This window comes from Sphingobacterium sp. LZ7M1, from assembly GCF_024296865.1.
In the GTDB taxonomy this organism is placed as follows: Bacteria; Bacteroidota; Bacteroidia; order Sphingobacteriales; family Sphingobacteriaceae; genus Sphingobacterium.
In genome coordinates this window covers 1,941,205-1,954,247 of record NZ_CP101134.1, presented here as the reverse complement: position 1 = coordinate 1,954,247, position 13,043 = coordinate 1,941,205, and the positions used below count along the sequence as shown (strand labels likewise).

7 protein-coding genes are annotated in these 13,043 nt (G+C 34.2%); all 7 read left to right on the top strand.

Features of this window, described 5'->3' with window-relative positions; translation table 11 throughout:
• Positions 1 to 331: 331 nt before the first annotated feature.
• The 7 genes from NMK93_RS08285 to NMK93_RS08255 all read left to right on the top strand — a co-directional run bounded on the left by NMK93_RS08285 (position 332) and on the right by NMK93_RS08255 (position 13,039).
• Positions 332 to 757 (top strand): MarR family winged helix-turn-helix transcriptional regulator, encoded by a 426-nt coding sequence (locus NMK93_RS08285; RefSeq protein WP_254771289.1) that lies wholly within the window; start codon positions 332 to 334, stop codon positions 755 to 757.
• Positions 758 to 766: 9 nt separating this feature from the next.
• A complete protein-coding gene (gene arr, locus NMK93_RS08280) occupies positions 767 to 1,213 on the top strand; it encodes an NAD(+)--rifampin ADP-ribosyltransferase (protein WP_010257556.1) in 447 nt (148 codons plus the stop codon).
• Between the two features lie 177 nt (positions 1,214 to 1,390).
• Positions 1,391 to 2,110 carry a hypothetical protein gene (locus tag NMK93_RS08275; RefSeq protein ID WP_254529444.1) on the top strand — a complete coding sequence of 240 codons (720 nt, stop codon included), beginning with the start codon at positions 1,391 to 1,393 and terminating at the stop codon, positions 2,108 to 2,110.
• Positions 2,111 to 2,572: 462 nt separating this feature from the next.
• Positions 2,573 to 7,252 carry an ATP-binding protein gene (locus tag NMK93_RS08270; RefSeq protein ID WP_254529441.1) on the top strand — a complete coding sequence of 1,560 codons (4,680 nt, stop codon included), beginning with the start codon at positions 2,573 to 2,575 and terminating at the stop codon, positions 7,250 to 7,252.
• A 2-nt stretch (positions 7,253 to 7,254) separates the two neighbouring features.
• Positions 7,255 to 9,567, top strand: coding sequence for a PIN domain-containing protein (locus tag NMK93_RS08265; RefSeq protein ID WP_254529438.1), 2,313 nt, complete (start codon positions 7,255 to 7,257; stop codon positions 9,565 to 9,567).
• 560 nt (positions 9,568 to 10,127) lie between these two features.
• Positions 10,128 to 10,433: a helix-turn-helix domain-containing protein gene (locus NMK93_RS08260; RefSeq protein ID WP_254529435.1), complete on the top strand. Its 306-nt coding sequence runs from the start codon at positions 10,128 to 10,130 to the stop codon at positions 10,431 to 10,433.
• Complete coding sequence (locus tag NMK93_RS08255; RefSeq protein WP_254529433.1) at positions 10,433 to 13,039, top strand: AAA family ATPase; 2,607 nt, start codon at positions 10,433 to 10,435, stop codon at positions 13,037 to 13,039. Before NMK93_RS08260 ends, NMK93_RS08255 begins: the two co-directional genes overlap by 1 nt.
• Positions 13,040 to 13,043 lie beyond the last annotated feature (4 nt).

Here is a 13,043-nt window from a genome sequence, read left to right as displayed (position 1 = left end):
AGAAAGAAGAGAAAATGAAAGCCGACCGCATAACATCACCTATACGCAAGCAGGGGGTTCGTGCTTCGTAAGACAGGAAAGTGGTAAATTTGAAGTTCAGTTCTTCGTAGGAAGTTCAGTGGTTAAAATCCCTGCCTGCGTATAGCTGAGAAACGTTAGCGGGCATTGTAGAGCGACACCCATCCCTGACAGACAAACCAAAATCAACTATCCTTAAATTTTGAATCAAACATTTTAGGTAACTACCAAAAAAATATATTATCTTTGTTGTCAAGATAAATGGTTAACAAGATTTATGCCTGTCAAAGAAAAAATCATCAACTTAAGGAAATTGAGCCAACTTTATGCCTACACATCTATTCAAATGCACGAAAGCATTGGTAGAAAAATTGGACTGACTGGCACTGACCATAAATATTTAGGTTTCTTAATTCAAAAAGGTCAAATGACAGCAGGTGAACTTGCCCTACTTACAGGGTTAACAACAGGTTCGGTTACAGGGCTAATAGACCGGTTTGAAAACAAAAAACTCGTAAAAAGACAGCCCGACAAAACTGACAGGCGGAAAATAATCATAGTTCCCAATATTGATAGAATAACAAAGTTGGTTACACCATTTTATAGTAACTACCAAAACAAAACACACGACCTTTTTGTGTCATTCAATAGTGATGAATTAAACATTTTAGAAAAATACTTCCACAAAGCATTGGAGTTGATGAATAAAGAAATTGAAAAAGTAAACGAGAAACAATAAGAAATAACTATGAACACAACCAAAATAGAAGATAAAGCCGTACTTCATATTCCTACACCGTTTGCTCAAACCTATTTTCACGGAACAAAGGCTGACTTGAAAATTGGCGATTTCATTCAAGTAGGTTTCAACAGTAATTATGAAGAAAACAGAATATTAAAGCATATTTATGTTTCGGCTACACTGAATACTGCAATATTAGGAGCAGAACTTGCTTTGGGCAACGGACGTGAAAGGATTTATTTAGTAGAAGCAACAGGCGACATAGAAGATGACCCCAACGTAACGGACAAAAAATTTCCTGGTAATCCCACAAAATCCTATCGTTCGAAACATCCTTTTAAAGTTGTTGGAGAAGTAACCGGTTGGCACGGACATACCCTTGAAGAGATTAAAGCTATGAAAGATGGACTGGAAAAACTTAGAGAACAAGGGAAGAATGTTATTATAGACTAATGAATAAACAATTATTATTTGACATAGAACAACGACCCGCTAACATGGTATTTGCAATAGCACGACTGACGGAAGTAATTGAACATTTGTACTACTATCAACTTTTGTGCATATTTTCGGCTGACGGTTTTCAAATGCCGTGCCATCGCAAATACCCAAACCGTTATATGCCACTTTATGACTACAGAGCAATACGACATAAAAACTAATATCAAAATCGGACAAGAGATTTTTGAGAACTTACCCAACGACATCAGACCAGGTTGGGCAGGACTTGTTTTATCTCGCTTTGACCATTACATAAATAATATTCCGACTTCAATTAGTGAACTTTATCCAATCATAGACGACAAAAACCGCTGGAAAGAAGCACACGAACAATTTACCAAAATCAGAGTGTTCGGACTTGAAAACAAAAATCACAACCCTGACAATTATTTAAGACTTGCTGAACTAGTAGCCAAAGTAACTTACAATGCTTCGGGACAATCGGCACCATTTGACAACGACAGCGGACATTATATTGCAAGTTTGGCTCTTAAAGCAACAGAACATTTTGACGACAATAGACTTGAAGAAGAAGTTAAGTCTGCAATTCTGTTGTTTAGTCGCAACAAGAAGTTCAAAGATAATTTAACAGCAGCTAAGGACTTCTTGCTTTACAAAAAAATTGACGACATACTTTGGTTTGACTGGGACCCAATTGGCATTAACGACCTTGCACCAAGAGACGAATATCAAAGTTACGTTCCTGAAATTTTCGGACTTGTAAAAGCAAAAGCTGACAGGCAAGAAATCGCAAACATACTGCACAAACTTGAAACTGAAAATATGGGAATGATCGGAACAATTGAAAACTGTTTGACCATAGCCGACAAAATATTGAAAGCGCAATGACAGATAGAAAAGCGGCATATAACAAGGTATTGCCAAAAGCGGGGCTGAACGGCTTCGATTGGACATTTGTGCAAGGTTCAACTTTCGTTCTTCGATTGAACTTTAGTGCTAAAAATCCCCGCCTTCGGCAATACCCAAAACGTTGAGAGGAAATCCCTCCGGGCTTCCCTCTCAACGGATCAGGCGCTTGCCGGAGTACAGCCCTTCGGGACTGTCCTCTAACACGCGCTTGGAGCAATGCTCCAGCACGTGCGCCAAGCGCCTGATCCGTTATCAGTCACCCTATTGACGACCGTGCTAAAATTCAACAGACAGACAAATGACAAAACAAGCCAACGCTTCGGCAAAATCAAAAGAGCTGTAACCTACCGCACAAAGCCAACGCTTTGCTGCACATTTGCTTTTGCCCCAACCGCACACCAACAAGAACGAGATTTTATAAAATTGAACCTGAGATATTGAATGAAAATAAAAAGTGCAAAATCATTCCGATTTTGGTACAAAACCAAAATAAAAGAGATTGAGAGAAACGACCCAACCCATAATGAAAACTTTGTAGGCACTTATCACAAAGAAAATGGGAAGAAAACTATAAAAGGTTTTTTTGAAATGTATCACGGGGACAAACCCGACATTGCAAGCTATCTGCCATCAATTCTGAAAATTGCAGAAGACGGACAAGCAATTTATGAGTTTCTGCAAAATGCTGTTGATTGTGGTTCTACACATTTCTACATTTTCTATAATGACAAATACTTTTTAGCAATCAACAACGGAAGTCCATTTGATGTTGAAGGCTTACAATCAATTTTAAACATTGCCCAAACAACTAAAAAAGACCCCGACAAAATCGGACGATTTGGAATTGGTTTTAAGTTGGCTCATAGATTAGTTGGAAAAAACGAAGGTACGGACGAGCTTGTTAGACAATACAAAGGTCCGATTTTATTTAGTTGGGCTAAATTAGAAGATTTGGAAAGTTTGTTGAACAATGAACAAATTGAACCGTTAGTTCCTAACAAAGAAAATTATCAAGAGTTTATCAATTCGCCATATTTACTAAAACTCTTACTTACAAACTTTCCGTCAGACCCAGACGAGAGAGTAAAGGATATAAATTATCAAGACAAAATTTTATTTCCACAAGAGGAATTAAAAGAACTTATTAATTTCCTAAACGAAAACTTTAAGCAACATTCTGACAGCTTAAAGAAAAACGTACTGAAAAAAGGCAGTTTGTTTTTTATCAAATTGGGCGAAGACAAGAAGAAACTTTTAGATAAAGATTATTCTGAACTTGTAAACGGTATTCAGTATTCTATGAATACACTGAAACGTTTACAAAAAGTCTATATCAATAACGATGATATTGGAAAAATTCCTTTACAGCTTGAAGAAGGAACTATAAAAAAAGGTTCTGACGAGTTTGAGCTAATTTCGCCTGAATACAAAGAGTTTGACATAAAATTTGCTATTGGCTTCAACACAATAAAATTCGGAAGCGAAAAATCGTATGAACAAATAAAATTGCTCAAAGAAAAACCGAATTTTTACAAATATTTCCCAATGGGGGATGAAATTAACGGACTTGGTTTTATTGTGCATTGCGACAGTTTCAGCAATGAAGCCAACCGCAGGAAATTACACGAAGATGATGTAAATAGAAATCTGTTTCCCGAACTTGCAAAGTTTATTACACAAAGACTTGACGAATACAAAGCAAATGACCGCAATAAATTTTTAAATCTTTACGCTTCGTTGCTTTTGTCTGATGTTCCAGAGAGACAAAACAATAAATGGTTGAAACCTATTTTTTATGATACTTTGTTGGAGTATATTCAAACAAATATTCCAACCACAGATGATATAATTGACGAGGTTGATAATGTAAAAATCAAAAAGTTTGATTTTGATATATCTTTATCAGATTTGGGATTAAGTGATATTCATTGGTTTTATTGGAAAGATGATGAAGACAAATATCTACTAAATGAAGCTAACTCAAATGAAAAAATTGGTATTGAAGAATGGAGTTTACGAGATGTTTTTGTCAATGCTGATTTGGATTGTTTAAATGATTGGATAAAAAGTTTATCCGAAGAGGATTACAACAACTTTTTAAAAGAGCTTGATAAAGAATATTTTTCAAAAGAAGCAATTGAAAGATTGATTGAAGCTGACCTTTTCAGATTTTCAGACGGAGAATTTTATTCAATAAATGAAGTCATTGATAATGAGGATTTGGTATTCCTTTCAAACAAGATTTCAAATATTCAAACAGAATTAAAATCGCTTGACTTCTTAATTTCCGATTTGGATATTTCATCGTTTAGTTTCTATGAAAAGATTTCGTCTAAATTAAAAACAGATGAAGATTTGTATGATACAATTTCAGAAAGGACTTCAACCGAAAATAATCTTGCGGTCAATCAGAAACAAAATCTTTTCAGAAACTTCATCAATCCTGCAACAAAATTTATTGGTATAGGCGATGAAACACTCAAAAAAATTGAACTGTTTTGCGATAATCAGGGAGAAATAAAACCCCTTTCTCAATTGGTTAGTAGTTCGCTAAAAAAATACACTTGGTTAAATCCCTATAAAATTAAAGCAGATGAAAACTTTGATAAATTAAGCAACTACTTAATTCAAGAAGAAGATTTATTTGACAAAATCATTTTACCCAACATTGAAATCATTAAGGCCGAACTTACAGAAGCCAAAGAAATAAAAGAGCTATTGTCGTTTTTTAAGAATAATCATCGTTCCTTTTTCAATGAATATATTATTCAAAAACAAATCAATGGTTATGAAATAATTGAGAAATCAAACAACTTTCAAATCGTTCCGCCAAATAAGGAAACAAAAGAATTTATTGAAAACTATTTATCTGATCAATTGATTGTCTTGCCTTATGACTTTTCGGATTTTAACAACGAAAATGGAATAATAAAAGGCGAAGATTTACACAACTTAATTCTGGATTTCGTTGAGGCAGATGAACACAAGGAAACTCTTGTAGATATTATTCATTACGATGAACCTAAACGTAAGTTTTTACAAAATATTTCAGAGTTTAGATTTCATTCGGACACCAAATATGCCAAGGACGATTACGAGTATAAAATCTTGGAAATGGCTTGTGGTAAATTAAAAGGAAGCAATTATCAAGAATTTAAAGACAAAGTTATAATTGAAACAGAGGAACAGGAATTAACCCTTTCGGAAATTCCACCTTTTACTGACAAGATAAAAATTGATGATTACGAAATTAGTCTTGCCAAAATCCTTCCTGACAATTATGAAAACAGTGACCATTTAAGCGGATTGATAACTCAATTCATAGGTCTTAGTTTAGATAAAGAACAAATTGGAAATTTATTTGGCGTAAGCGAAGAACCTGAACCAAATGACATTTTTCAAATGTTTTCTGAGCAAGTTGAAGTTTTAGAAAATGCCGAACAGTTGGCATTTTTATTTCTCTATGGCTTGTATATTGAAAGAATAGATTTTAGTCAGTTTAAAGCTCTAAACGTTGATGAAGAAGAAATTGATTTAGATACAGACAAATATATTTCGGAATTTGAATTTATACAACAATCTGAGGTTCTAAATCAAAAATACAAAGGCATTACCAAAATTTTCAAAGATTTTCCAGTTATAGTAGAAGACAATGATAACCTATTAATAATAAAAGAACCATACTTTGAAGAAGATAAATTTATTTGTCCATACATCAAAGACGATTTATCAGATGATGAAAAATTAAGTCTTGTAAATTTCTTATACGATCAATGGGATAAGAAAAATAAAAAAACAGCAATTAGAAATATTGATTGGAGCAAAATTGATGATACTGAAACAGAAAACATTTTAGGTTTTAATCCAAACCATTCTGTATTTCCAAGTAACTACGCTTGCGAAAATGAACAATTACCAGATTATCTAATAAAATGGATTGGTGAAGATGAAAACAGAATTGATTTTATTTCAGACTTGGGTGTTTGGACTGAAAGAGCCGTTATAGTTGAATTGCGAAAATTCTTAAATGGCAAAAGCAAAGAATTTCAAAACAATCGTTTAACACAAGAAACTCGCTTTAACGATGATGAGACAACGCTTTTCAATTCGTTTGAATGGTTAAAGGAAAATGATTTGTCACTAAAAACGGTAGAGCAATTTGAAAAATTTAAGAAAGTTGTTGAAGTTATCAATGAAAACAGAAATAATAAGGGAGATTTGGTAATACAAGAGGAATACGACTTTGAACTTTTAGAGGAAAATTCAACGGAATGGAAAGAAACAGAGAACTATAAAATTTATCTGTATGATGAAGAAATGCCAAAAACTGTTGGGATTGATGAAATAGACGAATATGTATTTTACCGTTATAATGAAGATAATTATGCTATCAACGAAAACATAATTTATCTGAACAACAAAGAGGATAAAAAGAAAATACTTCAAAAAATCGCTTCCGATGATGAAAATGATTTTTCTTTTGAAGACTTGTGGGCTTTGTTTGGCGAAAGTTCAAATAGAGAGCAAGAGCTTGAAAGAGAAATTGTGAGATTACAACAACAAATTGCGAAAACCGATAACGCTACATTAGGAGCAGAATTTAGTTCCGACATCTCCAAAAATGACCAAAAAGAAGCTAACAGAGAAGCAAAAGAACTTGTTAAACAACGATTGGAAAATGAAGGCTTTGAGTTTTCGCAAGGTATAGGTAATTATTCAACGATTGACGGTGTTGTAAAAGGCGACATAGAATTTCCGCTTGTTGTGAAAAGTTACAAATACAAAGACGAACCGCTAAAAATTGGGGCAAACGAATGGATACAACTAATGAAACCCAATTCGATGTTTTGGGTAAATTTTGGTAATGGAAAATTGGGTTGTCTAAAACTGTATGAACTTTTAAGACATCAAGACAAAATTACAATCAGTTTCAGTACAGAAAATCTTGATGTGGACGACCGATTAGATAAGTTTGCAGAATTATTGCATTACTTTGGCAATGTTCATTTTGATTTTAATAGTGTTATGCCGAGTAATATTGCCAGTAATTTAGGAGATTACCGTTTTGATAAACGTAAGACCGAAGAAGATTTAAGTAGTGATGATGAAAGTTTATTATAGAAATGAGATACACAAGGCAAGAACATAGCAATTTCCTTGAAGAAGAACTTCAAGCACAAACAAAAGCGTTTAATCAAAAACTAAACTCTTCGGCTACTTTTTTACTTCAAGAGAGAGAAGAACTTTTTGTTGCTCAATTCTTGACATTCAAAGACGGAGAAATGATTTTAAAATTCTCTACAAAACGTGGTTTGCCACGAAAAGGAGAATACTTGTACTGTTTTACAGTTCCAAAAGAGTTACGAGATTATAGAAATTGGGGCGATAAAACCTATGGCGATTTGATAAAAGAAAAAGGAAATTTTACTGAGACGGTTTGTGTTTGGCAATCTTCTGCAAAAGACAAAGACGGAAACATTGATACGAATTTTAGTTTAGCAGGCTTTCGGGGTGTGGACTTAGATTTTGCAGTAAATATTTCTGAAGCTGAAAAAATGATTTTGCTTTTGGGTCCGAACAAACCGCCTTTTGAATACATTGCCAATCTTCAAAAAATAGTGCAAACCAGTAATTCGGAAAATGTAAATCAGATTTTAGACCAAGATTTTCAAAATTCAAATTGGCAACCGTCATTACTTGACAATCAAAAAGAAATCCCGAGTTTTATTTTAAATCAACTGACATTAAGCGATCATTTAATTTTAATTGGTCCGCCAGGAACGGGAAAAACATATCAAATTGCAGAAATCTGTAAGAAACTTTGTGAACAAGGAAAATCTGTTTTGGTAACATCGCTTACAAACAGAGCTTTAATGGAAGTTGCGGAAAAGCCAGCATTAGCTGATTTGTTGGGAGCAGGAAAAGTTTTTAAAACTAAAATTTCAACAGACGAAGAAAAAGAAATTCCGCAACTACAACAAATAAAAGAGTTGAATCCACAGCCAAGCAACTTGGTTTTATCTACGTTTTTTATCGCAAGTAGCGAAGCTACGAACATAAAAGACAATCCACCTTTTGACTATGTAATCGTAGATGAGGCAAGTCAGGCACTACTTGCAATGTTTGGTGCGACAAAACTTTTAGGAAAGAAAAATATTTGGATTGGTGATACCAAACAGCTTCCGCCTGTTGTAGCAATTAACGAAGATAAAGTCAGCAAAAAGAATTACGATTTTTTGGTGGACGGATTAAAAGCACTTTCAGGTACAGCATCTGTCCCAATTTATCAATTAACTGAAACTTATCGTTTACCAAACAGAGGTGCAAATTATACAGGCATATTTTACAATAATAGCCTAAAATCAAAAGCGAAAAACGACATTCGTTTCACTTTCTCTGAATTACCGAACGATGTAAGAATTTTCTTCAACTCACAAGGTGGTTCAACACTTATAAAAACCGATTTGGAAGTTGGAAACAAAAAGCCAAAGAATGCTTTGGAAATTGCTAAATTATTGGTTGTTAATTTGCTGAAAGTCAATGAGAATCTACATATTTCTGTCTTGAGCAATTACATTGAAACGGTAAAAGCATTGCAAAAAAGTATCTTTCAAACCGTAGGCAATCCTAAAAACTTGCTCATTGAAACTATTGCAAGAATACAAGGTTTGACAACAGATGTAACGATTTTTGTTGTTCCCAATTCGGGTTACAATCATTCTTTGGAAAAACGCTTATTCAACGTTGCCACAAGTCGTGCAAAGCGACATACAATTATCATTTCAGACACTAACGTTGTCACTTCTTATCCTCAATTAGACGAAGAAGTAAAAGCATATTTGCAAAAACTCAATGAGGAGTTTTCCTTTTATTACACGTCAGACAGAAAGTTAATTGAAACTCGAACGCCCGAACCAAATGAAAGCAAAGAAACTGAACAACATCAAACACAAACAGGTTTAAAAATTCTTGGCAAGATTGACCTTTCACAATTTGACAAACCCAAAAAGGAAATCAAAAAAGACAAAGAAAACATTTACATCATAGACACAAACGTTTTTGTTGATTATCCCGACATTATTTCAAAAATTGACAAACAATATCAAATAGCTTTATCAGCAAAAGTCATTGACGAATTAGACTATTTGAAAATTTCATTGACCGAAGAACAAAAGAAAAACGTTCATAGAGCAATCAAGCAAATCAACGAAAGTTTTGACAAACGAAACCTCAAAATGGACACAGCAGACTTGGCTTTGCTTCCAGACGACTTTAACAAAAAATCACCCGACAACTTTATTTTGTCCGTAGCATTGAAATACAAAGACGAAAACCCAATTATGCTGACATCTGATAACGGATTGCAAATTAAAGCCAAAGGTTTAGGCATAACGACAATAAAATTAAAAGACTTTTTAAAACAAACGAAACATTAAGCCAACGCATTGGTGGCACATTTGCATTTTTGCCGACACACAAAGCCAAACAAAAAATGCAAAAGAGCCACCTGCCAACGCACCACGGCAGAGCAAAATGAACGGACAAACAACATATGGACAAGCAGGGCGAACCGATAACAAGGTATTGCCAAAAGCGGGGCTGAACGGCTTCGATTGGACATTTGTGCGAGATTCAACATTCGTTCTTCGACTGAACTTTTGTGCTAAAAATCCCCGCCTTCGGCAATACCCGAACCGCTTGGAGCAATGCTCCAGCACGTGCGCGTTATCGGTAATGGCGTTTGACCGCTCTGAAACAACATCAACGGACAGACAGAAAAACGAAAAATTGCCAACGCTTCGCAAAAATTAAAAGAGGTGCAACCAACCGCACAAAGCCAACGCTTTTGCACCACATTTAATTTTGCCCAACCGCACCCAAGCCCACCCACCACCCGACTTCTAACTTAATGTTGATAAAAACTTTAGCAAATACTTCAACCGTCAGAATTCATTTTGTATATTTGCCAATATTTGTCAAGTCAAAATAAAGCGAATTGAAAACAATAGGAATAATATTGCGTGAACTACGGGAAGAAAAAGGGCTTTTGCTTAGAGAAGTCGGAGCGGAACTTTCGCTTGACCCAACTATTTTAAGCAAAATTGAACGTGATGAACGTATGCCGACAAGAGAACAAGTAAAAGCCCTTTCGGACTTTTACAAAGAGCAGAAAAATGATGTAATCATTGCGTGGTTGTCCGACAAATTGGCTTATGAAGTGCAAGATGAAGATTTGGCATTACAGGCTATAAAAGTGGCGGAGGAAAAAGTAAAATATAACGTAAAAAACAAACATAAATAGTGAGTGAAGTAATTGAAATAGCAGAAGTAGAACAACAAGTGGAAACGCTTGAAACGGAAGTGAAGAAATTCCCTAACGGACTTCCCTATTGGGCAAAATTTCTTGCAGAGAAAATTTTGTCGGGCAACGCTATATCTGATAACGACATTGATACTTCATATTCTTATTTGCTTGAACATTTAAAACTCAAAGAAGAGACCGAAAAACCCGAAATTTCTATTGATTACAATGCTGAAAATTCGGGAAACTATAAAACTGATTTACTTCTTACCAAACTTGAAAATGTTGAAGGCGTAAACGCCTTAACAGAAAACCAAACGATTGAATTTAGTCCGAACCTGACTATTGTTTATGGTGCAAATGGTTCGGGAAAATCAGGTTATGTAAGACTTTTGAAAGACGTTTTTTATTCAAAAGCACCCGAACCAATTTTACCAAATATTCACATTGACAGCGGACACAAACCTGTTAATGCAAAATTTACTTTCAAATCAAACAATACTAAAACTTCGTTAGTATTTGCGGACAAAGACAATGCAGAATTTGAGCAATTTGCAGTTTTTGACGGAAACAGCGTTTTAAAACATCTTGAAAACAAAAATGAATTTGAATTTAGACCAGCAGGATTAAGTTTTTTTGCTGATTACACAAATGCAATCATTCGTGTTGAGCAAAAACTAAATGCTGAAATTATAAATAAACAATCGCCAAATGATTTTGATATTTGGTTTGACGGCAATTCAGAAATAAAAACGCTTGTTCAAAATCTAAATGCTGATACAAATATTGATGACTTAAAAAAACATACGCCTTTTTCTGATGAAGATAAAACTCAAAAAGGGGCGATACAAAAACAGTATGACGAACTTCTTTTGGCTTCAAAAGAAACAGGTAAAAGAATAAAAGAGTATGAAAACATCAAAATTCTGTTAAGTAAAAACAAACAGGATATTGAAAAACTAAATCAATTTTTCACAACCGAAGTAATTGAGAAAGTAAAAACAGCTATTTCGGATTGTATTTCAAAAGAAGCGACAGCGAAATCCGAAGGAGTAGAAAATTTTAAGACCGATAAAATTGAAGGTGTTGGAACAACAGAATGGAAAAATTTTATTGTTTCTGCCGAAGAATTTGCTAAAACGCAAAAAGCGGAAAATATAGATTATCCCGAAAATGGCGACAACTGTTTGCTTTGCCAACAACCACTTTCAAACGAAGCACAAAAGCTAATTTCAAATTATTGGGCTTTCATCAAAAGTGTTGCGGAGCAAAACGCAAAGCAAGCACAGGAAAAATTGGATAAAGTCAAAGGGAATTATGAGAATTTAAACTTTGATTTATTTCCGCAAGACAATACACTTACCGTTTGGCTTACTGAAAAATATTCAAACGAATTAGAAACATTAAAGCAAAAACTTTCAGAACAGAAAACGCTTGCTCAAAATATCATTGCTGACATTCAAAGAAAAACAGCAAACGAAAGAGAAGAAATACAAATCAGCGTTGAACAACACACTGCGATTGAAACAGCTATTGATAATTCTATTAAATTGCTAAAAGAAGATGAGCAAAGTAAAGAATTGGAAAAATTACTGAACTCAAAAACGCTGTTGGAACACAAAGAAAAGTTCAATACACATTTTTCAAAGTTTGAAACCTTTATCAATAATCAAGTTTGGATTAAAAAGGCGAACAACGCTAATTTTAGAAAGACTAAAACAGACACAACAAATACAGAAAAGTCATTATCGGATAAATATTTCAATCAAAAATACATTGATACTTTTAACGAAGAATGTCAAAAACTGAATGGGAGTTTTGGAATTGAAATAAGCACCACAGGTTCAGCAGGAAAATCTTCCCGACAACTCAAACTAAAAGGTAAGAAGCCGAATGATGTATTAAGCGAGGGCGAACAAAAAGTAATTGCTATTGCTGATTTTCTTGCAGAAATGCACTTATCCGAAGTAAACAAGGGAATTATTTTTGATGACCCCGTTACTTCCTTAGACCATAAACGAAAAGAAACAATTGCCCAAAGATTAGTTGAAGAAAGTGATAAAAAACAAGTGGTTATTTTCTCTCACGATATTGTCTTTGTAAAATATTTAGAAAGTCACGGAAGAAATAAATATAAAACTGACAAGACAAAGGTTTTTGTTCACTCTATTGTTTGTAGTGGTAGAGAAACTATTGGTGTAATTGAATTACAGAACACACCGCTTAAAGATAGCACATATACCAATTCACATATTCCGAAGCAATACCACATAAGAGCTAAAAAGGAAGCTGACCGTAGTTTTGCTCAAAACCTTATTCGTTCAGGTTATGGGGCGTTGCGCAGCTGTTATGAAGGCATTGTAGTAACGAAATTGTTAGCAAGCACTGTCCAGAGATATGACACTTTGGTAAGAGTTCCCAACATTAGAAATGTAAAATTCAATAATGATTTATATGAACGTATTGCTAAAAACCATTCTGTTCTTCACGATTTAATTGAAGGACATTTACCAGTTGACGAACTAAACCAATTTCTCACTTGTGATAAATTGGAAAATGAAATAATTGAATTTGAAAACATTCTAACCGAATTAGAAAAGATATAACGAT